The 26,512-nt window shown below is 43.3% G+C and carries 25 protein-coding genes; 13 read left to right on the top strand and 12 right to left on the bottom strand.

Going from position 1 to position 26,512, the window contains the following annotated elements:
• Positions 1–58: 58 nt before the first annotated feature.
• The 8 genes from BM043_RS02940 to BM043_RS02895 form a co-directional block, all read right to left on the bottom strand.
• Positions 59–1,150: a BF3164 family lipoprotein gene (locus tag BM043_RS02940; RefSeq protein WP_092788770.1), complete on the bottom strand. Its 1,092-nt coding sequence runs from the start codon at positions 1,148–1,150 to the stop codon at positions 59–61.
• Between the two features lie 665 nt (positions 1,151–1,815).
• Positions 1,816–2,340, bottom strand: coding sequence for a thioredoxin domain-containing protein (locus BM043_RS02925; RefSeq protein WP_092788767.1), 525 nt, complete (start codon positions 2,338–2,340; stop codon positions 1,816–1,818).
• Positions 2,333–3,451, bottom strand: coding sequence for a 6-bladed beta-propeller (locus BM043_RS02920; protein WP_092788766.1), 1,119 nt, complete (start codon positions 3,449–3,451; stop codon positions 2,333–2,335). Before BM043_RS02920 ends, BM043_RS02925 begins: the two co-directional genes overlap by 8 nt.
• Before the next feature lie 224 nt (positions 3,452–3,675).
• Complete coding sequence (locus BM043_RS02915) at positions 3,676–4,752, bottom strand: BF3164 family lipoprotein (protein ID WP_092788765.1); 1,077 nt, start codon at positions 4,750–4,752, stop codon at positions 3,676–3,678.
• Positions 4,753–5,267: 515 nt separating this feature from the next.
• Positions 5,268–5,834 carry a nicotinate (nicotinamide) nucleotide adenylyltransferase gene (nadD, locus tag BM043_RS02910; protein WP_092788764.1) on the bottom strand — a complete coding sequence of 189 codons (567 nt, stop codon included), beginning with the start codon at positions 5,832–5,834 and terminating at the stop codon, positions 5,268–5,270.
• A 3-nt stretch (positions 5,835–5,837) separates the two neighbouring features.
• Complete coding sequence (gene gmk, locus BM043_RS02905) at positions 5,838–6,410, bottom strand: guanylate kinase (protein WP_092788763.1); 573 nt, start codon at positions 6,408–6,410, stop codon at positions 5,838–5,840.
• A gap of 6 nt (positions 6,411–6,416) precedes the next feature.
• Positions 6,417–6,689 carry a mycothiol system anti-sigma-R factor gene (locus BM043_RS02900; RefSeq protein ID WP_092788762.1) on the bottom strand — a complete coding sequence of 91 codons (273 nt, stop codon included), beginning with the start codon at positions 6,687–6,689 and terminating at the stop codon, positions 6,417–6,419.
• Positions 6,690–6,703: 14 nt separating this feature from the next.
• Entirely contained in the window at positions 6,704–7,297 is a 594-nt protein-coding gene (locus BM043_RS02895; RefSeq protein ID WP_087941314.1) for a sigma-70 family RNA polymerase sigma factor, read from the bottom strand.
• A 118-nt stretch (positions 7,298–7,415) separates the two neighbouring features.
• On the opposite strand from BM043_RS02895, the gene BM043_RS02890 reads away from it, so the two are divergent.
• The 11 genes from BM043_RS02890 (at position 7,416) to BM043_RS02840 (ending at position 19,942) form a co-directional block, all read left to right on the top strand.
• Entirely contained in the window at positions 7,416–8,255 is an 840-nt protein-coding gene (locus tag BM043_RS02890; protein ID WP_245752919.1) for a lysophospholipid acyltransferase family protein, read from the top strand.
• Positions 8,256–8,409: 154 nt separating this feature from the next.
• On the top strand, positions 8,410–10,671 hold the full coding sequence (locus BM043_RS02885) for an ATP-dependent helicase (protein WP_092788761.1): 2,262 nt from the start codon (positions 8,410–8,412) through the stop codon (positions 10,669–10,671).
• A 194-nt stretch (positions 10,672–10,865) separates the two neighbouring features.
• Positions 10,866–11,495 (top strand): DUF4290 domain-containing protein, encoded by a 630-nt coding sequence (locus BM043_RS02880; RefSeq protein WP_092788760.1) that lies wholly within the window; start codon positions 10,866–10,868, stop codon positions 11,493–11,495.
• A complete protein-coding gene (gene murA, locus BM043_RS02875; protein ID WP_092788759.1) occupies positions 11,496–12,800 on the top strand; it encodes a UDP-N-acetylglucosamine 1-carboxyvinyltransferase in 1,305 nt (434 codons plus the stop codon). It abuts the gene before it with no gap.
• Positions 12,801–12,852: 52 nt separating this feature from the next.
• Positions 12,853–13,827 (top strand): glycosyltransferase family 61 protein, encoded by a 975-nt coding sequence (locus BM043_RS02870; RefSeq protein WP_092788758.1) that lies wholly within the window; start codon positions 12,853–12,855, stop codon positions 13,825–13,827.
• A 291-nt stretch (positions 13,828–14,118) separates the two neighbouring features.
• Positions 14,119–15,837, top strand: a complete 1,719-nt coding sequence (locus BM043_RS02865) for an IlvD/Edd family dehydratase (RefSeq protein WP_092788757.1) — start codon at positions 14,119–14,121, stop codon at positions 15,835–15,837.
• 42 nt (positions 15,838–15,879) lie between these two features.
• Entirely contained in the window at positions 15,880–16,641 is a 762-nt protein-coding gene (locus tag BM043_RS02860; protein WP_092788756.1) for an SDR family NAD(P)-dependent oxidoreductase, read from the top strand.
• The gene (locus BM043_RS02855) at positions 16,634–17,308 is read left to right on the top strand and encodes an acetoacetate decarboxylase family protein (RefSeq protein WP_092788755.1); all 675 of its coding nucleotides are present in this window, start codon (positions 16,634–16,636) and stop codon (positions 17,306–17,308) included. Before BM043_RS02860 ends, BM043_RS02855 begins: the two co-directional genes overlap by 8 nt.
• A 109-nt stretch (positions 17,309–17,417) precedes the next feature.
• Positions 17,418–18,065, top strand: a complete 648-nt coding sequence (locus tag BM043_RS02850; protein ID WP_092788754.1) for a hypothetical protein — start codon at positions 17,418–17,420, stop codon at positions 18,063–18,065.
• Between the two features lie 82 nt (positions 18,066–18,147).
• Positions 18,148–19,038 carry a Nif3-like dinuclear metal center hexameric protein gene (locus BM043_RS02845; protein ID WP_092789352.1) on the top strand — a complete coding sequence of 297 codons (891 nt, stop codon included), beginning with the start codon at positions 18,148–18,150 and terminating at the stop codon, positions 19,036–19,038.
• Positions 19,039–19,519: 481 nt separating this feature from the next.
• On the top strand, positions 19,520–19,942 hold the full coding sequence (locus BM043_RS02840) for a DUF2059 domain-containing protein (RefSeq protein ID WP_092788753.1): 423 nt from the start codon (positions 19,520–19,522) through the stop codon (positions 19,940–19,942).
• 52 nt (positions 19,943–19,994) lie between these two features.
• On the opposite strand, the gene BM043_RS02835 is transcribed toward BM043_RS02840, so the two are convergent.
• From BM043_RS02835 to BM043_RS02825, 3 genes are all read right to left on the bottom strand, one after another.
• Positions 19,995–20,420 carry a sll1863 family stress response protein gene (locus BM043_RS02835; RefSeq protein WP_143071025.1) on the bottom strand — a complete coding sequence of 142 codons (426 nt, stop codon included), beginning with the start codon at positions 20,418–20,420 and terminating at the stop codon, positions 19,995–19,997.
• A 137-nt stretch (positions 20,421–20,557) separates the two neighbouring features.
• Positions 20,558–21,151 carry a gluconate 2-dehydrogenase subunit 3 family protein gene (locus BM043_RS02830; protein WP_092788751.1) on the bottom strand — a complete coding sequence of 198 codons (594 nt, stop codon included), beginning with the start codon at positions 21,149–21,151 and terminating at the stop codon, positions 20,558–20,560.
• Positions 21,151–22,857, bottom strand: a complete 1,707-nt coding sequence (locus BM043_RS02825) for a GMC oxidoreductase (protein WP_092788750.1) — start codon at positions 22,855–22,857, stop codon at positions 21,151–21,153. Before BM043_RS02825 ends, BM043_RS02830 begins: the two co-directional genes overlap by 1 nt.
• Before the next feature lie 340 nt (positions 22,858–23,197).
• Between BM043_RS02825 and BM043_RS02820 the strand changes: the two genes are divergently transcribed.
• Together BM043_RS02820 and BM043_RS02815 are read left to right on the top strand one after the other, a co-directional pair.
• Complete coding sequence (locus BM043_RS02820) at positions 23,198–23,398, top strand: dodecin family protein (RefSeq protein ID WP_092788749.1); 201 nt, start codon at positions 23,198–23,200, stop codon at positions 23,396–23,398.
• 209 nt (positions 23,399–23,607) lie between these two features.
• Positions 23,608–25,467 (top strand): alpha-amylase family protein, encoded by a 1,860-nt coding sequence (locus BM043_RS02815; RefSeq protein ID WP_092788748.1) that lies wholly within the window; start codon positions 23,608–23,610, stop codon positions 25,465–25,467.
• Positions 25,468–25,533: 66 nt separating this feature from the next.
• Here the strand turns inward: BM043_RS02815 and BM043_RS02810 are convergent, their stop codons facing one another.
• Positions 25,534–26,361 (bottom strand): hypothetical protein, encoded by an 828-nt coding sequence (locus BM043_RS02810; RefSeq protein WP_092788747.1) that lies wholly within the window; start codon positions 26,359–26,361, stop codon positions 25,534–25,536.
• Between the last annotated feature and the right edge of the window lie 151 nt (positions 26,362–26,512).

Genomic DNA, 26,512 nt, shown 5'->3' with positions numbered 1-26,512 from the left:
CAAAAAAGAGGAAAGGATGCAAAATTCCTTTCCCCTTTTCGTAACTCTCTTAGATTATTCAATACTCAAACCGGACCAGATTGGGCTCCCGATCCACCGTGACTCCGTAGATGATCCTATTTTCTTCGTCCACTGCAATCCCATATACGGGCATATCCAATTGATACTGATTCAGGATATTTCCTTCATAATCAAATTCAAATACCCGATTTAAATTGTCTGGGCTACTAAGTTCTCGAAATGGTTTCCCCCTAAACAAGGTGAAAAATGAATCCTGTCCCAAAGTTACATCAGAATATCTAGTCGTTTTATCCCGTCCAAAATCCGGCATTTGATATCCCATCGAATACCCAATATCAAAATGTTGAAGCTCAGGTGATGGACCTATGATGGTTTTGGTATGATACCCATCCAAATTGATGATATCTATATAATCGACACTCCTTCCTGCTTTTACAACCATTTTACCATTTTGGGTGGTCTTTATCGGGCCTTGGAAAATGGAACTGATCAAATTTGCATCCAAATCCTCGGGCCGATACCCGTTGGGCAATTCCCAATTTTTGACATGATCTCGCCAGTTTCCCATTAGATGAAGTGTATCCCCATCCCTAGTCAAATGAAGGTATTTGGTCATCCCATCCACTGCGCCTCCAAATAAAGATTGATTTTTTGTCCAAGTCAATTCTGTCAAAAAAAAGCTGGTCTCCGGGGAGCGAAATTCTTCCTCTGCCATTAAACTGCTTTCCCTAAGATCATATTTGGAAAACTTCCTGATTTCAGGATCATAAGCCCATACTTTTCCAGACTCTTCAGCCTCCTCGATTTGGGAGATGACGGTAATCTCTCCAGGTCCCATCCCGTCCTTTCCCTTGGATCTTAAATATTTTCCGGATTCTTTATCTATGACATGGAATTTATTATCGTAAATATTTTTTCGTTCAAAAACCAGGATGAAATCATCAGTTAGCAGTAAACCTCGCGGATTGGTAATTTCCTCAATCTCGTATTTTTCCCCAGTCAATTGAATGGGATCCGGTAGGTAATCCTCTGAAAAATAGATAATATCATCCTTTGAATTGGAATCAATGGTACAGCTAAAAAACACCGAAGCAAAAAAAACAGTGATAAACAGTGTGGATTTATTCATAAAGTCAACTAGTTAAGTGGGAGGAATTTTCCTCCCACAGGGTAAATTACTCAGTGCAAGTTTCGACGCATCGAGTCCAAGTAGATAAATAAGTGAGACCATAATAGGGATGGTCACAACTAAGGGAAGATTGGCAGCATACACCACCCCAATTATTTGTAGAACCTTCTGGACAAGGTTCCTCTTCTTCCTGGGCATTAACCGTAATGCCCGAAAACGCCATAGCCCCAATAAAGGCTAATCCAAACAATACCTTTTTCATCTGTTTATTTTTGCTATTCAATGGTCAGATGGAATCTTTGACGATTAAAATAATCATTTTCCTGTGTGTTTAATGATGATTTTAATCGTGTCGATTTCATGTTTTTTTGGTTTTGTTAGTTTAAAAACTTTTGGCCCAAAAGTAGCTTCGATTATCGAAGCTGAAACTAACTTATTGAGTTCGACTTTTAATCGCAAATCTGAGAATGGAAAAATGGCCATTTTTTCCATCAGTGGTGTTTTTTTTGCAGACGGTTAATAATCAGCTAGAAGTAGAGTTTTTTCGAGCGGATATAGTCCACTACCCCCTCCGGCATCAGGTAGCGGACAGATCGCTCCTGCTGAATTGCTTCCCGGATAAAGGTCGCTGAGGTACCTGAAAAGAGAAGGAATGCAAAAAATTTCTACTCCTCGCTTTCGATGGGTTTCATTCCAAAATGCTCTTCCAATTGGCTAGCTCGATCATTGGGCATCCCAAAATTATATAGTTCAAGTATCCGATTACCTTCAACCAAAAAATGGAGAACAAACTTATTGTCCAAATCAATATAGTCTAGCTGATTTACTTCAAAAAATTCATTTTCAGGATCCAAATAAACCGGATAAGGAAAATCCCGCTTTTTGAAAAAAGAACTAATCTGCTCAGGACTGTTTTTCCCATCTTTCCCTTCTCCACCCAAATAAACACTGACTGAAAGATTCGGATAAGATGCCGCAAAGTCTTTCCAATTCACAATATTATCAGTAAATAAATAGGTGGATCGCTCGGCAATATTTAAATAAAAAACAGCTTTTTCCTCGCAGTCTGGACAAGGGGGATTACCCTGATGAATGATTTCCAGGTTTTCTGGAAAAATCATTTGCTCCGGAGCGCTATGACAAGAAAGAACTAACCAGATTAAGAAAAAATAGGCCAATAACTTATTCATCGAATTGAATTTTTGTCTTTAGGATAACCGGATAATCAAAATCTTGCTCCGGAATTTCTTTTTGGATTTTTTCCAAACTGTTTTGTGGAAGGTCATCTAGCATCACGGATCGATAGGTCAAAAACATGACTTCTCCATCTTCAATCCCAATGGGATAATGATAGAGCATATCCTCATTCAGGTTGGTGGATAATTTTTGGACTTTATCGGTAGATTTATCGATAAATACCAATTCCTTGAAAATGCCTTCAGGCTTCTGAACATGAATGCTGAGTAGCATCAATTGCTCATCCTCAAAAACCCCATGAAGATTGGCAAAGCCTGACTCACTCATTTTGCCAAAGCTTTCCATAATATCCTCCTCCCAAAAGTAGTCGGGGATGGCGTAGCGCCCAAAATCCATTTGGGCAACTCGCTCCAGCGAATCATTCTCAAACTGATACACATACGGCTGAAAGGATTCGATCAGATGGAGGTCAGTTTGGTTTTGAAAAAAATTCCGTTCGGTCATCGGCAAGAGGTTGTTTTGATAGGTATTTTCCAAAAAAGAGGAGAGCTCATTTCCTTGAGCATCTGTTTTTATGAGTCGATGTTGGGTAAAGGGGAGATTATAGCTTCCATAAAGCAAATATTCTCCGGATGGCAATTTGGTAAAGGAACTGGCCAGGTAATCCGTTTCGAAAACCGTTGATATTTCGCCTGCTTCAGAGATATGATAAACCGTAGCTTGATCACCAATTCCAGAAAGCACCTCTACGCTACCGTCAGGATTGATAAAGAAATCATCCAAATCTTTCAGGAAACCCGGACCATCACCCACGGGGGCGATGATCCCCAGATAGTCGCCATTTCGATCGAATTGATGAATCCCATCCTTATTGCTCTCGTCCATCAAATAAAAAACCAAGGCATCATATCGAACCCGGATATCTGTACCCATGAGATTTTCGGAGGTAGTTTCCAGATTGATAATTTTCTGGAGGGCAAGCTTTTCCTTACCGATCACCTCAAGCTCATCCAGGACGAATAAGGGAAGCTCGGATTGCTTGGAATTGCTACAGGAAACACAAAATACGGAGAATATTAAAAGTTTGATATTGTTGATTTTCATGATATTGATCAAAATAATCAGTTACCCATTGGATGCAGCGAATGGAACGCAAACGACTGATATACTTGTAAAAGGGTTGACTTAAAATACGCTTCAATTCAGAAGACTAAACTAATCTATTGATTTCGATTTTTAATTGCAAACCTGAGCCCCGAAAAGTATCAACTTAACCCATCAATGGTGTTTATTTTGCTGTTGGTTTCAAATTGGATTTGCCCTTCAATTCAATACTCAAACCGGACCAGATTAGGTTCCCGATCCACCGTGACCCCGTAGATATATCTCCCCGCTTCATCTACTGTAAAACCATTTAACGGAAAGTCTAATTGATATTGTTTAAGAATCTTGCCATCGAAGTCAAACTCAAAAACCCGGTTGAGATTTTCAAGATCGGAAATTTGAGCATAAGGTTTCCCAAAAAAGAGGACAAAAAAGGAATCTTCTCCTACATAGAGATCTATATACCTTTCGGTACTTTCGCTAGGAAATACTGGAATCTGATAACCCATATTATAAGAAATAGAAAAATCCTGGATATCTTGTCTTGGACCATTAATTGTTTTTATAGTTTTTGTAGAAAGATCTATAATATCAATGTAGTCGACAACCATACCCACTTTGACATAGATATTATTATTGATATTTCCTTTAATCGGCCCCTGAAACAAATAACTTATGGCATTGGGCTTTAGCTCATCAGTTTTAATACCATTTGGGAATTCCCTCTCTTCTAGCATATCTTTCCAAGAACCTAACAAATTCAAAGTATCTCCCTCTAAAGTTACATGAAGGTACTTTGTCCATCCATCTGCAGTACTTCCGATTAAAGTATTATTTTCCGCCCAAGTTGTTCGAGTCAAAAAATAGGTAGTCGGTGGGGATTTAATTTGAAATTCCGCCAATTTATTGGAATCCAGTAAATCAAACTTGGAATAAACTCGAGCCTCAATATCATAATTCCATACTTTATTTTCTTCTTCTGAAGGCTCTAGGTAGGAAGTGGTGATTTCTCCAGGACCCAAACCGTCTATTCCTTTGGACTGCAAATATTCCATAGTACTAATATCAATAATATGGAATTTATCATCTGAGACTGATTTGTCTTCCCAAACAACCCCATACTTTCCACTCATACTAATGCCAATAGGATTTACAAACTCAGTAAAATTAAATTTTTCACCTCTCAGGATCTTGGGTTTTGGCAAATTCTCCTCAAAAATTCTAATTGAATTTGTCTTCTCCACACAAGCATTTAAAAAGAGAAAAAGTAATAAACCTATAAAATTAATTTCTTTAAGCATTGTCTAATTAATACTATCATATTAAACAGCAACCCCAGTACAAGTAATCACACATGGAACCCATTTTGATCTTATGACGGAGCCAGCTAATGGGTGTATGCAATCTAACCTCGATTTACAACAAACTCCGTGAAAAGAATTATCAAATTCTTCTAAACATGGAGAATCCACTTCTTCCTGCGCTGTGATCGTAATACCCGAAAACGCCATAGCCCCTAAAAAGGCTAATCCAAACAATACCTTTTTCATCTGTTTATTTTTGCTATTCAATGGTCAGATGGAATCTTTGACGATTAAAATAATCATTTTCCTGTGTGTTTAATGATGATTTTAATCGTGTCGATTTCATGTTTTTTTGGTTTTGTTAGTTTAAAAACTTTTGGCCCAAAAGTAGCTTCGATCATCGAAGCTGAAACTAACTTATTGAGTTCGATTTTTAATCGCAAATCTTTCCGCTGAAAAACTTCCATTTATTCCATCAGTGGCGTTTTTTTTTGCAGACGGTTAATAATCAGCTAGAAGTAGAGTTTTTTCGAGCGGATATAGTCCACAACTCCCTCCGGCAGCAGATAGCGAACGGATCGCTCCCGCTGAATCGCCTCCCGAATAAAGGTCGCCGAGATATCCAATAGCGGAGCATCTACCTCCATTATTGCCGAATGGGATAAGGCTATTTTTTCACCCGGACGAGGATAGACATAGAGCCGATACTGGGCCAGAATCTGCTCGTAGTTTTTCCACTTGCGGAGTTGCTTCAGATTATCCGAGCCTAAAAAAATACTGAACTGATGCTGGGGATACTGCTCCGAAAGATAGGTCAACGTATCGATGGTATAGCTTGGACGGGGCATATGAAACTCCACATCACTGGCCCGAAAGTGAAAATTATCCGCTATAGCCAACTCCACCATGCGCAGCCGGTCAAATTCATGGACCAGCGATTTTCGCTTTTTCAGCGGATTCTGAGGACTGACCACAAACCAGACCTCATCCAAGTCCGTTCGGTCGTAAATCGTCTCCGCAATGATCAAATGACCAAGGTGGATGGGATTGAAGCTGCCGAAAAAAAGCCCAATGTTCACGGCCTAGGAAGCTAAAAATTCCCGAACAAGCTGCTCCGCTTCTTGAGAGGACTTGGCAAAATCATCGTTGACAATCGTCACATCAAACTGCGGCTCAAATTTCATTTCAAATTCTGCCTTATATACTCTACGGGATAGAGACTCTTCTGACTCCGTTCCCCGGTCATTGAGACGGGCTTTGAGTACTTCCAGCGAAGGCACTTTCACAAAAATCGCCAAAGCTTGTTTGCCAAAGTATTTTTTCAGCGCCAAACCGCCTTTCACATCCACATCAAAGATGACTGCTTTACCAGAATCCCAGATCCGTTGAATTTCTTCTTTGAGGGTGCCGTAAAAATTTCCCTCATAGACCTCTTCCCATTCGATGAAAGCGTCCTGGTCAATTTTAGCTTTGAATTCTTCCTGACTTAAAAAGTAATAATCTTTGCCATGTACTTCATGTCGACCTCTTCTGTCTCTTGTGCAGGCTGAGATTGAAAATCCCAAATTGGGTACCCGCTCAATCAGGTGACGTACCAATGAGGTTTTGCCCGAACCCGAGGGTGCGGAAAAAATAATGGCTTTGCCTGGGTTCATCGGCTCTTATTTGATGTCTGAAATTTTGGTTCGGATTGAATCAACCAATTCTCCCGGAACCGCTTGCTTGCTGCACTTGGTCTTGAGCAGGTCACGGATGGCCTGCTCCAGATGATAATGCTCAAAACAAGGCTGGCATTTGGCTAGCTTTTCCTTGAGGACCTCCTTGCCTGGATCCCCCATCTCTCCATCCAAAATGCTTTCGAGCAGCTCAAAACATTTGCTGACATCACTGCATTGCAGTTTTCGCTCACCCGCTGATTCTTCCTTTTTGTCCATTTGGTAATCGTTTTTTATTCCTCCTCGTCCGTATTGTAGCCCATGTGCTGGGCATATCCTTTTAGTTTTTCTTTTAACAAATTTCTCGCTCTGTGCAGTCTGGACCGTACCGTGCCGATCGGGATATCCAGGATCTTGGCCATCTCCTCGTAGGTAAATCCCTCCAGATCACAGAGGATAATCACCGTTCGAAAATCCACCGCCAGACTGTTGAGTGCATTGGATATCTCGTCTCCGATCATATCCTTGACCGATTCAGCTCTCAGATCTGTGGTCCCACGAAAGTCAACATCATCGGAGTTGTAATAAGTTTCAACTTCTTGATAATCTACTTTCGCCGGCTGCTTGCTCTTCTTTCGGTACTCATTGATAAAGCTGTTTTTGAGGATTCGAAACAGCCATGCCTTGGCGTTGGTTCCCTGCTCAAAAGAATTGATAAATCGATAAGCTTTGAGGTAGGTATCCTGCACCAAGTCCTTAGCATCATCCTCATCAAAGGTGAGCCGGTAGGCAAAGTTGTACATGGAGTCTATGTGTGGCATAAACTCCCCATCAAAGATGGAATTTTTCTCTTCTTGAGAATATTTTCTGCGTTGTACTTCCGACATACGTTTCAAAAGTAATCATTGGGTCAAATTATAACTAGGAATCGGGAAGTTTTCACCTGATTTCCTTTATTTTGTTTTCGAAAAGCTCCATTGTAGGGCTCTCTATTCTTGAAATTGCATGATGATTTTCTTTCGGCTGCTTTCCCGACTTCCCCTTCCGGCTTTGTACATTTTCAGTGATCTGATCTATCTGATCGCCCGATTTGTAATTCGCTATCGCAAAAAGGTCATCGATGAAAATATTTTCCATGCTTTTCCTCAACTCTCAGCTACAGAGCGAAAACAGGTCCGAAACCGATTTTATCGGAATTTTACTGACACATTTGCCGAAACCATTAAAATGCTGACAATTTCGGAAGACGAATTGCGACAGCGATTCCAGGTGGTCAATCAAGAACTGATCGATCAGGAAATCCAAAAAGGCCGAAGCGCCTTGATGATGGCAGGCCATGTCTTCAACTGGGAAATGGCGATTTTGGGTGTGGCCCTGGAAACTAAAGTGACTGCGGAGACCGTTTACCTCAAGCTAAACAATCCCTTTTTCAATCAATTGATGTTGGAAATCCGGACACATTTTGGCGGAGTAATGACCGAAAAGCGGGAATTTCGGAAAAGTATGATTACTATGCGCTCCGAGCCTCGGATCGTCCACTTAGCCGCAGATCAGCGCCCCCCTTCCAAAGAGCGTCGATACCTTCGAACATTTATGAACCGCCCAGCTTATTTCTTCGAGGGTGGAGAATTCATGGCAAAAAAAATGGAACTGCCTGTTTTCTTTGGAAAAATGCAAAAAGTCAAACGGGGACATTATCGATTTGAATTTACCAAACTCGCCGACGCGCCTTACGCCGACTCGGCATCTCACAGCATCACGGACCGGTTCTGTGAACTCCTGGAGGAAAATATCAGAAACCAACCGGAATTGTACCTTTGGAGTCACAAACGCTGGAAGGTGTAAGGAATGGTAGAGAAATTAAGAGAATTGGGTGCAAAAAGGCTTGGAAAAGCCTCAAAAAACGGAATTCAAACATAGGATCGAAGTCTGGTTTCTTATCTCTCATATCTTGATTCTGCTTCTTGATACTAAAATCTAGCTACAAGCTACTGAACTAATGGATTACCTAAAAGAACTCAATCCGCCTCAGCGGGAAGCTGTAGAACGTACCGAAGGTCCAGTGATGATCATCGCAGGTGCCGGTTCGGGAAAAACCCGGGTACTTACCTATCGGATTGCTCATCTGATTTATGCCCGCGGAGTGGATCCTTTTCAGATTCTTTCCCTGACTTTTACCAATAAAGCCGCCGCCGAGATGAAGCATCGGATCGAATCTCTCGTCGGTTTGGATGCCAGAAATACCTGGATGGGGACGTTTCACTCGGTCTTTGCAAAAATTCTCCGCGTCGAATCCGAAAAAATCGGCTATCCGTCCAATTTCACCATTTACGATACTGATGACTCCAAGTCCCTGATCCGAAGCATTGTCAAAGAAATGCGGTTGGATGACAAAGTGTACAAACAGGGAGTGGTACTTTCTCGAATTTCCGGAGCCAAAAACCGCCTGATCTCCTGGCAGGCCTACCAAAAAGATCCCTTTGTCAAAGCGGACGATGAAGCTGCCATGCGTCCTCGCATGGGCGAAATCTATCAGAAATACCAAGACCGGCTATTCAAATCCGGAGCAATGGATTTTGACGACTTGCTTTTCAATACCAATGTGCTTTTTCGTGATCATGCCGATGTTTTGAACAAATACCAGCATCGCTTCAAGTACGTGATGGTGGATGAGTTTCAGGATACCAATCTTTCCCAATATCTGATTACCAAAAAACTCGCCGCAGTCCATCAAAATATCTGTGTGGTGGGAGACGATGCACAGAGTATTTATGCGTTTCGCGGAGCGGATATTCAAAATATTCTAAACTTCGAAAAGGACTATCCTGATTTGTTTGTGGTCAAGCTGGAGCAAAACTACCGCTCCACCAAAACCATCGTCGAAGCGGCCAATTCCATCATCGATAAAAACAAAGCCCAACTCAAAAAAACAGTCTGGACTTCCAATCCAGACGGAGACCTTATAGAACTGATTAAAGCCACCTCTGACAATGAGGAAGGACGAATCGTCGCCACGACGATTTTTGAGGAGCGAAACAATAAAAAACTCAACAACAGCGATTTTGCGGTGCTCTATCGCACCAACTCCCAATCACGGGCGATAGAGGAAGCCCTACGGAAAATGAATCTGACCTATAAAATTGTCGGAGGGCTTTCATTTTATCAGCGAAAAGAAATCAAAGACCTGATGGCCTATATGCGCTTCACGGTCAATTCGGTCGATGAAGAGGCGTTTAAGCGGATCATCAACTATCCCAAGCGGGGAATCGGCGACACCTCGGTAGAAAAAATACTGGTGGCCGCTTACGATCATGATATGCCGCTTTGGGAAGTGGTGCAAAACGCTCCCAATTTCCTCAGTGGAAGGGCCGGCAGCTCGGTAGATGATTTTGCCACGATGATCAAAGCTTTCCAAATCGAAGTGGAGCGAAAAGACGCCTTTGAGGCGGCCAATTTCATCGCCAAGCAGAGTGGACTTTTGCGTGAGCTCTACGAAGACAAAACGATCGAGGGACTCAATCGCTACGAAAATGTCCAAGAACTCCTCAATGCCATCAAAGAGTATGTGGACAATCCCGAAAATGAAGATAAAAGTCTTGGCGCTTTTCTTCAGGAAATTGCCTTACTCACGGATAATGACCGGGATAAAGATACCACCGATGCCATCACGCTGATGACGATCCACTCTAGCAAAGGGCTAGAATTCAAGCAGGTATTTGTCGTGGGGATGGAAGAAGATCTTTTTCCTTCCCAGATGATGATGCAGAGTAGGGAGGATTTGGAGGAAGAGCGGAGATTATTCTACGTGGCCACTACCCGGGCGATGGATAAACTGTATTTGACTTACGCCCTGACTCGCTATCGATTTGGAAGATTGCTCAATTGTGAGCCCAGTCGATTCCTGGAAGAGGTCGATCCCGCCACTATCAAAGTCAATAAACGCATGTCTGCTACTCGGGAAATGCCAGGAGCTATGCGTCAGGAAGGCTTGCCGGGTGGTTCGGGATTTATCGGGTTAAAGAAAAAACCGGAGTCCCGCGTTCCTTCACAGATGAAAATCCATACACCCAGTCCGGATTTCAAACCCAGCAACACCAATAATCTTCAAGCAGAGCAACTGGTGGAGCATCCCAAGTTTGGTTTTGGCAAGGTCGAAAAAATCGAAGTGGAAGGACTCAATCGAAAAGCTACCATCAAATTTGAGCATTTTGGAGAAAAGACATTATTACTTAGCTTTGCGAAGCTCAGAATTATTGATTAATTCCCTACTATCCTGTCTTTTGGTAGATTTTTTGCCAGACAGAATCAAATTAGAAAGGTTTTAGAGCATTTTACACTAACAAAAAAACAAGCACACTCAACGACCCCAATGGGATCCCCTGAAAAAGTCGGGTCAGTTTTGCGAAATTTTCTCGATAAAAATCGAGGCTAACCATTGAAGACAATCATAACCTCATGAAGGAATACGGAAAAAACATACAAGGCTTGGTAGATCATATCTGTACGATAGAAGACCGGGAAAAACGCACCGCCAGTGCCTACACCGTGATCGAAATCATCAAGCAACTCAATCCTGCGCTGAAGCAGGAAACAGACCAAAAACTCTGGGATGACATTTACATCATGTCGGATTTCAAACTCGACGTGGACGGCCCGTTTCCCATGCCTGCTAAGGAATTATTGGGTAAAAAGCCCCTTCCTATCGGCTATCCAAAAGGGGAGATCAAGTTTAAACATTATGGTCGAAACATCGAAAAACTGATCGAAAACGCCATCGAGCTCGAAGACGATGAAGAACAGGAAGCGGCCATTATTTACATCGGTCAGCTGATGCGGAGCTTTCACTCGACTTGGAACCGGGACAATTTTGATGACGGAATCATCCTCGATGATATCAAAACTCTCTCCAAAGGAAAGCTTCACATCGACTTGGAGAAGGTAAAAGAAAACGCACTTTTTGAGTCCAATACGCGGCGGGATTTCAAACTTCCGATGCAGGAAGAGAACAACGGTAAGAACAAACGTCCAGCCCATCAAAATAAACGAAGAAGCAACGGGGGCCATAAAAATAAAAGGAGAAATTAAATGGCATCTTTTCGGGTAAGAGGAGGAAATCAACTCAAAGGCGAGATTATCCCTCAGGGCGCTAAAAACGAGGCCCTACAAATTATTTGTGCAGTTTTATTGACCTCAGAAAAGGTCACCATCAATAAGATTCCCAATATCCGTGATGTAAATAAACTCATCGAACTTTTGGGAGATATGGGGGTCAAGGTGACCAAATTGGGCCAGGAGTCCTATTCTTTTCAGTCAGATGAAGTCAATCTGGATTATCTGGAGACTGCTGATTTCTTGGAAAAAGCCTCGGCTCTTCGGGGTTCGGTCATGATTTTGGGTCCGCTTTTGTCACGATTTGGAACGGGAAAGCTTTCCAAACCCGGGGGAGATAAAATCGGGCGAAGACGGATGGATACCCACTTTTTTGGATTCCAAAAACTGGGAGCCAAATTCCACTACGATGCCGAAAAGGAGATTTTTCACATCGATGGCAAAAACCTCAAGGGGACCTATATGCTACTCGATGAGGCCTCAGTGACTGGTACCGCCAATATCGTGATGGCTGCAGTCATGGCAGAGGGCAAAACGACCATTTACAATGCTGCCTGTGAACCCTACCTACAGCAATTGTGCGAAATGCTCAATCGGATGGGGGCTAAAATCACCGGTGTCGGTTCGAATTTATTGACTATCGAAGGAGTAGAAAAACTCGGCGGTACTGATCACACCATGCTTCCGGATATGATTGAAATCGGTTCCTTTATCGGTATGGCTGCGATGACTCAATCCGAGATCACGATCAAAAACTGCCAAATTCCCAAACTGGGAATCATACCTGATACTTTCAGACGAATGGGAATCCAGCTGGAATTTCGTGGAGATGATATTTTTATCCCCGAACAAAAACACTACGAAATCGAAACCTTTATCGATGGATCTATCCTGACTGTCGCGGATCAGATATGGCCGGGATTTACTCCGGATTTACTTTCTATCGTTTTGGTCACCGCTACCCAAGCCAAGGGAACGGTTTTGGTCCATCAGAAAATGTTTGAATCCCGACTCTTTTTCGTGGATAAACTGATCGATATGGGAGCCCAGATTATTCTATGTGATCCGCATCGGGCCACGGTGATTGGACTGGATCGGAAATACCAACTAAAGGGAATTCGAATGACTTCTCCAGATATCCGTGCTGGGGTGGCGCTTTTAATAGCGGCAATGTCGGCCAAGGGAACATCCGTGATTGACAATATTGAACAGATTGATCGGGGATATCAGTATATTGATCAGCGACTGAACGCCCTAGGTGCAGACATAGAGCGGATTTAATCCGAGAAATTCTCTGGGTAGGAGTTTTTGTCAATTTTAATTCCAACTTACTTTGCGTCAAAAGATTCCCTTTAAACGAGCCCTTCCTACCAATTTTGAACCGCAGCATCTTTCGCTTTTTCAGAATGCCTTGGAAGGGAGTTTTGAGCGGGCGCATGCAGTCATGGTCAAAAATGCCACGATCCTGCAGGACACTGTCTTTGCTCCGGGGGAATTTAAATTCTATTCCAAGTACACCCACCGGTCCAACTTGGGGATACCACAGTTTTCAAAAAGAGTGGCAAATTCGGTGGTAAAATCCTGGAAACGGGTGCCTCACGGGATTTGGGTAATCGATGAATGGAGCGCAAATTATTTTCACTGGATCACAGACTGCCTTCCACGAGTTTGGGAAGGGATCAGATGGACTCCGGGTGCCCCTGTTATTTTGCCGGATTCCTATCGTCAGATTTCCTATGTCGAGGATTCTCTAAAACTAGCCGGAGTAAAAGTCCTCTTTTTCAAAAGCTCCCAAAACCTGTGGATTGACCAACTCATTGTTACCGCCCGGACTGCTACTTTTCCCAATTTTGATGTCGAACTTACATTAAAATCAAGAAAAATTTTTCGCCAAAATCCCGACAAATCACCGTTTCGAAAAGTATACCTCAGTCGAAAAAGAGCTTCCAAACGGAAAATATTAAATGAATTGGATTTGGAATTAATGCTCATCAAGCGGGATTTTGAACTGGTAAGCGGAGATGACCTTAGCTTAGAAGATCAAATTAAGCTAATGAGCGAAACAAAACTCTTAGTAGGAATTCATGGTGCCGCCCTGACCAATATGCTTTTTCTACCTGATGGTGCCAAAGTTTTAGAATTCAGAAACGAAAGCGATGTGAACAATCATTGTTATTTTAATCTCGCTTCCGCGCTCGGCATTCCCTATTATTACACGGTCAATTCCTCCAATAATGCGGATTCGGTAGTAGCCGATTTTACAATTGATCTCGATAAGCTGGGTGCAGTTTTGGACAAAATCGTATAGATTTTTCCCCAGAAAAAAAGCCTGTCTTCTTCAGCTATTAACATATCATGAGTATCTGTTTCCTTCCCAATAAGAAAATTAAACAGCCTAAAAGCAGCTTGAAAGTTTAATTTCAGAAAGCAACAGTCAGAAGGGTTTTTCATAATAGTGAATAATCACATAAGCTTTAATCCAGCCAAAAATCACTTTTTTTTACCATACTTAGGAAACAGTGCGTAATTACACCCATAATCATCTGGATGTTCATATTTTTTTTTAACTTCTGAAAATTTTATCATCCCAAAAAAACCTATGACCAAAAAGAAGCTCAGAAGCCAAGAGTGGTACGGCCGAACCGGAAAGGACGGTTTCATCTATCGCTCCTGGATGAAAAACCAAGGATTTCCCCATCATCTTTTTGAAGGTGATAAGCCGGTAATCGGAATTTGTAACACTTGGTCTGAGTTGACGCCCTGCAATGCACACTTTCAGGACCTTGCCCAAGCATTGAAAAGAGGAATTTGGGAAGCGGGTGGATTTCCGCTGGAATTTCCGGTGATGTCCCTTGGCGAGTGCTCCATCAAGCCTACCGCTATGCTTTTTAGAAACCTGGCTTCGATGGATGTGGAAGAAAGTATCCGTGCCAATCCCATGGACGGGGTGATTTTGATGTGTGGCTGTGACAAAACCACTCCCTCACTCGTCATGGGCGCAGCTTCGGTGGATTTGCCCACCTTGGTGATCTCCGGTGGCCCTATGCTTGTTGGCCGGTTTAAAGGAAAAAAAATAGGCACTTCCGATGTGTGGAGATTTGCCGAAGAATATAAATTGGGCAAGCTTTCTCAGGAAGAATTTATTGAAGCCGAAGCGGCCATGTCACGCTCAGTCGGCCACTGCGCTCCGATGGGGACAGCATCGACAATGGCAGCAATGGTGGAGGCATTAGGATTGGCTTTACCGGACAATGCGACCATCCCCGCGGCAGATTCCCGGCGGAAAGTCCTAGCTCATATGGCCGGAATACGTATCGTCGAAATGGTCAACGAAGATCTCAAAATGAGTAGGGTGCTGACCCGAAAATCCTTCGAAAATGCCATCATGGTCAATGCCGCTTTGGGCGGTTCGACCAATTTTATCCTACACCTCACCGCAATTGCCAAGCGGATCGGGGTGGAGCTGGACTTGACTGATTTTGACCATTTCTCTTCAAAAATCCCCCTGATCGCCAATGTGCAGCCCTCAGGTGAGCACTGGGTAGAGGATTTGTTCTATGCCGGTGGACTTCCTGCCGTGATGAAAGAGATCGAAAAACAACTTCACACGGATGTGATTACCGTAACTGGAAAAAGTCTGGCAGAAAATATTCAAAAAGCCGAATGCTACGATCGAAATCTGATCGGAACCTTCGAAAAACCGATCAAACCCGATTCGGGGATCGCGGTACTGAAAGGAAATCTCTGCCCAAATGGCGCCGTAATCAAACCTTCGGCAGCGACTCCTCAGCTACTTATCCACACAGGAAAAGCAGTGGTTTTCGAAGACATTGACGACTTTAAAGCTAAAATAGATGATCCTGATCTCGAAATAGATGAGTTAAGCGTGATGGTATTGAAAAATGTGGGACCAAAAGGCTACCCCGGAATGCCGGAGGTGGGCAATATGGCCTTGCCAAAAAAGTTACTCGAAAAAGGAGTGAAGGACATGGTTAGGATTTCAGACGGAAGAATGAGCGGAACCGGATTTGGAACTGTGGTGCTCCATATTTCTCCCGAATCGGCCATCGGAGGACCATTGGCTTTGGTCCGAAATGGAGATCAAATCGAACTGAATGTTCCGAATCGAAGCTTGAATTTATTGATTTCAGAGGAGGAGTTTGAAAGCCGAAGGGCAGCATTTCAACCCATCAAGCTCCCTTATGAACGCGGCTATGTCAATCTTTTCTTGGATAAGGTCAATCAAGCCCACGAAGGGGTTGATTTTGATTTTCTTCAAGGAAGCTCAGGTTCGGAAGTTAAAAGAGACTCCCATTGATTTATACCAACCCAGACCTGGCAGGTCTTTATCCATTTGAAAATGAAAAAGTCAAACGTAGCCATCATCACCGGAGCCGGTCAGGGAATCGGCCTGGAGATTGCCCGAAAGTTGATTTATGATGGAGGACAGGTCGTGCTCAATGACTTGGAAAAAAGCCTAACCGAAGATGCCGTGGCCAACCTTTCCAGACTTGGGAAAGGCATGGTTGTCGGTTGCTCCGGAGATGCAGGCAATGAGGAGGTCATTGGAGAATTGATTGATCTGGCTCTTTCGAATTTTGGAAAAATTGACCAGGTCATTGCCAATGCAGGGGTAACCTTATTTGGCAATTTTTTGGACTACAGTCGGGCCGACTTCATGGAGGTCGTCCGGGTAAATCAGGTTGGGACATTTTTTCTGGTTCAGGCGGCTTCCAGGGTTATGAAAGAGCAGGAAAACGGAGGATCCATTTTGCTCACCTCATCGGTGACCGCCCACCAAAGCCATGAAAATCTTGCTGCCTATGCCATGTCAAAAGCGGCCATTGAAATGCTTGCCAAGAATCTAGTGCTCGAACTCGCTCCCCTAGGAATCCGAATAAATGCCATTGCTCCAGGTGCCACCCTCACCGAGCGTACCACCTCAGACCCGGATTATGCAAAAACCTGGTCTAAACTCACCCCACTGGGCCGACCGGCTTCCACCCAGGATATTGCCGAGGCCGCTGCTTTCTTACTTTCGGATAGTGCACGCCATATCACCGGACAAACCTTGATTATCGACGGCGGCTGGACCAGTATAAGCCCATCACCCTATGAATGAAAAAGAACTCCTCAACCTATCCAAGAGTAAATTTGTAAAATTTGCTCCAGCACCTTGGGATCTCAAAGGGCAGGGAATCATCTTTGCCTATAAAATCCCAAAATCCTGGATAAATGATTGCGCTCACATTCCCGATTATTTGAAAAAAGAATTTAAAGGAGGGCTGGGTTTTTTAATGCTGGTAAATTACCATGAAAGCCCGGTGGGCCCTTATCGTGAGTTACTTTTCATCCCGGGAAAATTCGGGAAATCACGCAAGCATTCCATCATCAGCATCTATGTCAATACTCCGGCCAGTACACAAAATGGCCGTGCAAACTGGGGAATACCTAAAAGTACCGCGGACATTGAGTGGAAAGAGGAAAATGGAAAACAGGTAATTACCGTTAAAAAACTAGACCATATCATCTTCAGTTGTGAAGTCAATTCGGGAGTAATCCCCCTTCCGGCGACGACCTCCTTTCTGCCCATTGAGCTGCATCAGCGATGGAATGGCGTTCACTTTTTTGTCGAACCGACGGGAAGCGGATGGGGAAAGCTCGCGAAGTTAAAAATCAAGGATCTAGATCCAGAGTACTTTCCTGATATCAGAAAATTTCGTCCCCTTTTCGGGATGAATATTAATCCGATTACCATGCATTTTCCCGAACCCAAATTTCACGAATAGCATTTATTGGCAGACTTTATCCTATAATTGCATAAATAAATGTCCCTAAAATTATCAAAAAACATTCCCTTCCGCTATCGGTTAAACCCTTATTAAAAATCTCCCTCACATGAAAAACATTGCTCTACTTCTTCTTTCTGCTTTAGTTTTTTTCGGTTGTCAAAAAGCTGAAGAAAAACCAGATACCCTCCCGCTGAAAGTAGCCAAAGCCTATGGTGTCGATCAGTGGGACCAAGTCAAAAACATCGAGTACACCTGGAATGTCAGGAGAGATTCAGCGACGGTCATTTCCCGAAATTGGAAGTGGAATGTGGCAGACCGTATGGTCAATTACTCCGATGCTGATACCAGCTATTCTTATAGTTTGGATATGCCCGCAGACTCCCTTCCCGAGGCGGACAGAGGTTTCATCAATGACAAATATTGGTTTATGATGCCTTTTCAGCTTGCGTGGGATGAGGGATACACCTTTGAAACCGAAGAAAATGCAAGTTCACCGCTAAAGGGAACCAACTCTACCAAATTGACCATCATTTACAATTCGGCAGATGGCTACACTCCGGGGGATGCCTATGATCTTTATTTGGATGAAAACAACATGATTTTGGAGTGGACCTTCCGAAGGGGAAATGGTGATCAAGGCGCTACTTGGACTTGGGAGAATGTTCAGGACTTCGGCCCTATCAAGCTAGCACTCGACCACATGAATGCAGAAGGTGAACGATTTATTTGGTTTACTGATGTCAAAGTCAATTAACCTTAATTATCAATTCTGAAAAATGATCCCTTTGGCACAAAAGCTAAAGGGATTTTTTTATCTTGAACAAAAAGCCAAACACATGAAAAACCATTCTACCTATCGACGGGATTTTTTAATCAAAAGTGGAGCCTTGCTTGGCGCAGGCTTGGTGGCAAATCCTTTTTCGCTCTTTGCAGAAAAGAAAACATGGACTGTAGGTGAGATTATGGACACGTTTATCTCTCAAGTTCCCAATGCGCCTTTTGAACAAACGGTAGATACCATTAAGGTTGGTTCGCGAGATACTGTGGTGACTGGAGTGGTGACGACCATGTTTACCACTATGGAAATCATCCAAAAAGCCATCGAACTCAAAGCCAATCTGATTATCCCTCACGAACCTACTTTTTTCTCAGGTCAAGACGAAACGGATTATTTGCAGGAGGATCCTGTTTTTAGAGCCAAGTATGATTTGATGGAGAAAAACGGAATTACGCTATGGCGAAATCACGATTACGTGCATCGGATGACGGACGACGGAGTCCGGGTTGGTGTGGTAGAGGACTTAGACTGGGAGGAATATTACACACCTGGCAGTCGCATTCTCACTATTCCCAAGACCGATCTTCGTGGACTGATTAATCACATCAAAACAAAATTGGGCGTGCCAGCCATGCGGTACGTGGGTGATTTAAATCAACCTTGCAGTAAGGTACTCCTGCTACCTGGAGCAGTGGGAGGCCGCCTTCAGATCACCCAAATCATGGAGCAAAGGCCCGATGTCTTGGTCTGTGGGGAATCCAATGAGTGGGAAACCCCTGAATATGTCCGCGCAGCCAATGAAATCGGAATGAAACTCTCCATGATTGAGATTGGACATTCCGCAAGCGAAGAAGGCGGATCGGAATTTGTCAAAAATTGGCTCAACAAACACATGCCAGGACTGCCGGTTTTTCACATCCCTTCAGGCAATTCGTTGCAGGTGTTTTAAACCAAAAGAAAAGGAACTGGCTTCGGCAAAAAATCCGGTCGCCCGAACCTATTTGGGGCTTGTTGAACAAGTCTCAGACATGTCCGAGACTAGCAAAAAAATCCCGAAATCCAGATTTTTTGTGCATGAAATAGGCCCACTGGACGCCAAAAATCTTGCACTTACTGCTAAATTGTCCGCCAAAAAAAATGGTTAAAGGACCAATTAGATAGCTTTTGATCCTTTACGACGTTTTTCAGCAGGACTTATTTAAGCCGATTTTAACAACACCTGTAAAGCAATAAAAGGGATGCAATCCTAATTATGGAGACAATTCCCTTAGAAGAAACATTCATCCAAACTTTGGCTTCTCGGCAAAAAATTCAAACCGGCAAAGTCCATGAATCAAGGTCATAATTTAACAAAACTTATTTTTTAGAATCTGAAGATTTTTTGTTAAATAAGTGGCCTCAATGATAAGCATCTTTAAACCCTTTTTCCTATGAAATTGCTTGTCTTTTCCCTTGTTCTTTTTTGTTTATTTTTTCCCGGAATCTCAAAGGCTCAATCAGATGAAACCGCCAATCGCCTAATGGAGGTAATGGAAATTTCTGATTCTATGAGTGGAATGGTAGATATGATGAAACAAAACCCTGCTTTTTCTTCTTCCGTCCCAACAGAGTTTTGGGATGAATTCAAAAAAGTGCTTACCTCAGAGGAATTGATTGCCGAGGTGGCAGAGGTCTACAAAAAATACTATTCAGAAGATGAAATGATTCAGTTGATAGAATTCTACACCTCACCTATTGGTAAGAAAACGCTCAAAATTAATCCTCAACTCTCAGGAGAAACCATGCAAATCGGCCAAAAATACAGCATTCAAGTTGTCCAAAAATTGATGGAAAAATCAGGCACTCAGAAATAAGAAAATAAAAGCCGGGCAAAATACCCGGCTTTTTGTTATTTAATACAAAAGATCAATCCTTCTTGAAAATCTCACCCACGTTAGTTTTTAGCTTTTTCCACTCGTTTTCGATATCCTCGGCAGTTTTATTCACTGAAGTTTTGACATCATCCCAAGTGTTTTCGCTGGCATTTTCCACTTCCTCCATGGCCTTTTCAATTTCAGACTTCTCGCCACGAAGATCTTCTTCCATTTCCTCGATTTCGGCTTTCATCTCATCGGAAGCCTCTTCCTTTTCTGCCTCCAACCGTTGAATTTCTCGATCTATCTCCGCCTCCATTTCTCGGAGTTCCTGCTGAAGCTCGCTACGTTCCTCTTCAAATTCGACTTCCAACTCTACGGATTCCGTCTCTGTGGTTTCATTTTGATTTCCATTACATGCGATCAAAGAAAGACCTCCGATGGCCATGGCTAAAATTGCTGATGATTTGAGTTTCATAGTGATTATGAGTTTAAGTAAAACAATTGGTTTAGGTCCAAAAAGAATCAATCCGCATGCCAAGCCAAAATCCCGACATTTTTTCAGGTTTTTATGAAAATCGCAATAAACAAAAAAACCTTGTTTCACTTAAATCCCTACAGACTCCAAGTATTCCCCACCTCAGCAAGCGGCATACAACCTCGGTATTCCCCTGGAATCGGATCATAGCTGAGGACGTTTTTACCGATTTCCTCTGAACTAAAATAAGCCCACAGCACGGTGGATTTCAATCCCCGATAAAACCCAACCGGCTCCCGAGGACCCACATCTCCTCCCCAAACTTTTTTCGGGAATTTGGGAGAATTGGCCTCATGCTCCTGAAAACAGGCGGCTTTATCTTCTGCAGAAAGTGCTGCGAAAACTTTTCCAAATTTGGCTTTACAGTCCGCATTAAATTTTTCGATGTTGGCGATCACCTGTTTTTGTCCGGATTCATCGTAAGTTTTGGCATACATCAGGTCAATAAAGATATCGGCCTTGACATCCAAGCCCCCTGGCGTTTGGGTTTTAGGCAAAAGGAAGTCTACGAAAGAAGAAAGGAATTTTGCCTGGTCCTCATTTAAAAACTGGGGCGTCCAAGTCAGTCGATCGGTTTTGGCACAAGCCTGAAGCAAGCTAAGTAAAGTTGGGGCTCCGGCAGCTGCTCCGATGGCTAAAGCTGATTTTTTGAGTGCGTCGCGTCTATTCATTAGAGGTTCATTTTTTTGAGTTCGGATACGGCAAAATCAGCAGCTCGGGCAGTGAGTGCCATGTAAGTCAAGGAAGGATTGACACAAGAAGAAGAGGTCATGCAAGCCCCGTCGGTGACAAAGACATTTTCACAGCCATGGACTTGATTGTTGCCATTGAGTACAGAGGTTTTGGGATCTTTTCCCATCCGAGCAGTGCCCATTTCATGAATTCCGTAGCCCATTTCATGCTTGTTGTCAAACTCCATCACATCTTTTAGCCCTGCACGCTCCAGCATTTCTTTGGCATCTTTCCGGGCCTGATCATTGAGTGCGATTTCGTTGGATTTCCATTCCGCATCGATGGAGAGGGTTGGTTGCCCCCATTTGTCAAGAATCTCTTTGTTGAGTGACACCTTGTTTTCATGATAAGGCAGGCATTCGGAAAAACCGGTAATGAAAAATTCCCAAGGCCCTGGTTTCATCAAGCCGTCTTTGAAGTCCCCGCCAAAAGCTTCCTGATTGCTGCCTGCTCCCCAGCCGGCTCGACCTCCACCGCCTTGAAAGCCAAAACCCCGGACAAATTTATCAGACTGTGGTCCGTCTTGGAGATTGACATAGCGGGGAATGTAGATTCCATTTGGTCGGCGGCCTTTGTAATACTGATCCTCAAAACCTTCTACGGTTCCCATGGCGCCTACGCGATAGGTATGGTCCATCAGATTGTGTCCGAGTTCGCCACTGTCATTGCCCAGTCCATTCGGAAATCGGCTTGAGGTAGAGTTCATCAAAATTTGGGTGGTGCTCAAAGTAGAGGCATTGACAAAAATGATTTTGGTTTTGTACACAATCTCTTCACTTGTCTCCGCATCGATGATGCGTACGCCGGAAGCTTTTCCTTTTTGTTCATCATAGACCACAGACTGCACGATAGAAAATGGACGAATGGTCAAGTTGCCGGTAGCATTGGCCGCCGGAAGTGTCACCGCATTCGAGCTAAAATAAGCTCCATAAGGACAGCCCCGGTCGCAACGGTTACGGAATTGGCATTTTCCACGGCCATTCAGCGGTTCAGTCAAGTGTGCTACACGGCCAATGATCAAATTTCTGCCGTTAAAATCTTTCTCAATTCGCTCTTTCACGTGTTTTTCAACACAGTTCAATTCCATCGGGGGCAAAAAATGGGAATCCGGCAATTGAGGCAATCCGATGGCTTCACCGCTGATTCCGGCAAATTTCTCCACATGAGTGTACCAAGGCTCAATGTCTTTGTATCGAATCGGCCAATCCACGCCATGCCCGTCTTTGGCATTGGCTTCAAAATCCAAATCTGACCAGCGATAGGTTTGCTTGCCCCAAAGGAGCGAACGGCCTCCCATCTGATGGGCTCGAACCCACATAAAAGGTTTGACTTCGGTATAAGGATTTTCCAAGTCATTGGCGTGAAAGTGCTCGTTGAAAGCACCGATAAATCCGGATCGGCCGCCTTTCGGGTGTTTGGCCTTTTGCTCTGGGGTGAGCCCACCACGAAGCTCATGTTCCCAGGGATCGAGCGTCATGGTGGGGTAGTCCACGACATGCTCTACGATTCTTCCGCGCTCGAGCACGAGTGTTTTGAGTCCAGCTTCGCAAAGTTCTTTTGCCGCCCAGCCTCCGCTGATACCCGAACCGATGACGATCGCATCATAAGTCAGGCCTTTATCGGCATCGATATTAAAATTGGCCATGTACAATAGGTTTTTGGAGGTTTAAGTATAGGAATTTTTTGATGAAATCCAGTTAAGCCCCTTGTCGAAAATCATCCCTATCTGATAGTTTAATTAATAAACCAGAGAAGAACAATTGATTGCTCCAAAAGGAATTTCTTACATTTCAATCTTGATTCCCAATTCTGAAAAGAGAGATCGTTAAATTAAGATACTTGATAAAATACCCAAGTATCCTTCTGATTTTGAGGAAATAATCGTAACTTAAAAGAACCTGATAGGACGCTTTTCGCCAAATTCAATTTTTGGTTTAACCCAGTTATTCAATATCAGGCTATGTTTCATTTAAACCAAAATAACTATGTCAATTGTTAAAGTAATCGAAGTTATTGCCTCTTCAGAAAAAAGTATTGAAGATGCCATCCAAAACGGGGTCAAAGAGGTTTCCAAAACGGTTCACAATATCGATTCCGTATATGTTAAAGACATCAAAGCCCATGTCAAGGATGGAAAAATCAGCTCCTATGGGGTGATTTGCAAGGTTTCCTTCCGAGTGGATTGAAGTTAAAAATCAAACAACTAAGCGTGGTGTCTCACCACGTTTTTTTTTGCCTTTTTGGGAAAAGGCAGCAGGTCTAAAGGAAAAGAACAGCTATTTTGCCAATTGATTACTTGAAATCTCAATGAAATCTAGCATGACGTACGCGTCACACACTGGGATAATTATAATAGCGAGATTCCATGTGACCGCTAAAAAACAATTATAAACACATGAAAAGAATAGTCACTTTTATGGCAATCTTGGTTGTGGTTCTATCCTGCCAAGCTCCAGAATCCTCAGAATCCGAGCCTATGAAACCCCAGAAAATAGTCGTCTATCAGGTTTTTACCCGACTTTTTGGCAATACCCATACCACCAACAAACCTTGGGGAACCAAGGAGGAAAATGGGGTCGGGAAGTTCAACGACTTCACGGATACCGCCTTGGAGGAGATCAAGAAATTAGGCGTGTCTCATATTTGGTTTACCGGCGTGCCGCATCATGGGGTGATCGGAGATTTTCCAGAGATCGGCGTGAGTTCAGATGATCCGGATGTGATCAAAGGCCGCGCGGGTTCCCCTTATGCCGTTCGGGATTACTATCAGGTCAATCCTGACTTGGCCGTGGATGTGACCAAGCGAATGGAGGAGTTTGAGGCGCTGATCGCCCGTACGCACAAACACGACATGAAGGTGATCATAGACATTGTACCCAATCATGTTTCCCGGCATTATGAAGGGAAAAATAATCCCGAAGGAGTTAAAGATTTTGGTGCAGACGATGACACCTCGGTGGAATATGCCCGAGACAACAACTTCTACTACATCCCGGGAGAAGCTTTTCAAGTACCCGTACCCAAAAACGGCTATCAACCTTTAGGGGGAGAAAATCATCCCTTGGCTGACGGAAAGTTTGATGAAAGTCCAGCCAAATGGACCGGAAACGGTTCCCGATTGGCTCAGCCCGACTTCTACGACTGGTACGAAACGGTCAAGATCAATTATGGAATCAAACCGGATGGCAGCAAGGATTTTGAAGAATTGCCGGCAGGAGCAGATTCCTTGGACTGGAAAAAGCACTATGAATTCTGGCAGGGAAAGGACGTGCCGGATTCCTGGAAAAAGTTCAAGGATATCACCCAGTTTTGGTTGGGAAAGGGAGTAGACGGATTCCGCTTCGACATGGCCGAGATGGTCCCGGTGGAATTTTGGTCTTATTTGAATTCTCATATCAAAAACACCAATCCCGACGCCTTTTTGATGGCAGAGGTGTATCAGCCCGCCTTGTATCGCGATTACCTCTGGAAAGGCAAAATGGATTACCTCTACGACAAGGTGGAGCTTTATGACACACTCAAAAACATCATTTACGGGCATGGCTCTACAGACAATCTACCCGCAATTTTTGAATCGCAGCGTGACATCGAGCATCACATGCTACATTTTTTAGAAAACCATGACGAGCAACGCATCGCCAGTCCGGAATTTGCCGGAAATCCCTGGAAAGCCATGCCTGCTATGGTGGTCTCAGCCACCGTTTCCACTTCTCCAACGATGATTTATTTTGGGCAGGAAGTGGGCGAACCCGGGGCAGAGGATGCCGGCTTTGGAGATCCGAGCCGAACCTCCATTTTCGATTATATCGGGGTACCGCAGCATCAGAAATGGATGAACGGAGGTAAATTTGATGGAGGACAACTTTCGGAAAATGAAAAAGCCTTGCGAAACTACTACTCCGAAGTGCTGAACTTCACCAGAAAGAGTTCGGCATTGATGGGAGAATACTTGGAATTACATTCCTTCAACCGTCAACAAAACCCAGCTTACACCAACAAATCCTTCGCTTTTGCCCGCTGGGACGAAAACCAGAAACTGATCGTAGTAACCAACTTTGATGAATTCCAATCGGTGAAAACCACCTTGAAACTTTCTCCGGAACTGCTAAAGGCATGGAATCTGGAAAAAGGCGAACGGGAGATCAAAGAGTTGATGTTTGGAAAGAAAAAGACCAAACTACGAGTGACGGATAATAGGGCAGAGATCGATTTGGAATTAGGGCCTTGGGAATCGGCGGTATTTGAGGTGAGGTAAAAATGTGAAACGCTAAGTAACCAACATGGTTGATGATAACAATGATTATTGAAAAGAATAATTTTTTCATTCCGCCAACCTTAAGGCTATTCCAACTGATGCGGAAATTACTCTAAAATTGATCTGATCCTCAATTTCAAAATTTCGCGACCCCACGAGGGGTACGGTCCAATACTCATGACTGTGGTTTGATACTAAGTATTTAAATTTAAGGTTAATGCCGATTCTATCCGAGATGGATTTTTCTAATCCAAGACCCATTCCGTAGAGAAATGCTGGTAACTTATCCGGGACTGGACTTTCTGCAAAAGGTGCTGGACGCAAAATTGTGGTTGGTCCAGGAGAGTCAAAAGTCCAAGTATAAAATGGGAAACTTAATTGATTTACTCCTAAATATACCTCGCCAAAAAAGGACCAAGTGGCTATGACTTTGCGATAGCCAAATCCGGAATACCAGCCATTAGCTAGATAATTATCTGATTCGAGTGAGCCGAAAATTTGAAACTCATTCCCAAAGGAGTCTGTCCTGTTCTGTAAATTAGCTGCAAAATAGTTTTCCTGCGGGCTGGTATCTATTGGGTTTGTAAATCTTGAATAGTTTATAGAAAAATAAAAGGAAGGAGAAATGGCGTATGCCAAAGTGACTCCTAAATTACTTCCGTGTTGTGCCTGTCCTCCTTCTTGCTTCACAAATCCTCTAAACTCCCGATATTGATTTTCAGGATTGAAGTTTTGATCTAAAGAGGGCTCCACGACTGATTTGGAAAATGATCCAATTGGAATGCTTGCGCCTAGTTGAATTCCCAGTTCAAGCTTATTTAGAAATTTCTGTTGAGAAAAACAGGAAATACTCGTAAAACAACATAGTCCCAGAAGCAAAGAAAATTTATTCATTTTTTATCAATCTAGATTCCAAAACCACATCCTCACCTATTCTTACTCTGACAAGGTAATCTCCCTTTGGAAGATCCTGGATATCCACTTTTTCATCAGCGGTAATCTTAAATTCAAGAATTTTACTGCTCTTATATAGTGGGATGATCTC

It is taken from the genome of Algoriphagus hitonicola, assembly GCF_900113375.1.
Classification (GTDB): domain Bacteria; phylum Bacteroidota; class Bacteroidia; order Cytophagales; family Cyclobacteriaceae; genus Algoriphagus; species Algoriphagus hitonicola.
The sequence above is the reverse complement of the archived record's forward strand: the minus strand, read 5'-3'. Positions and strand labels throughout refer to the sequence as shown.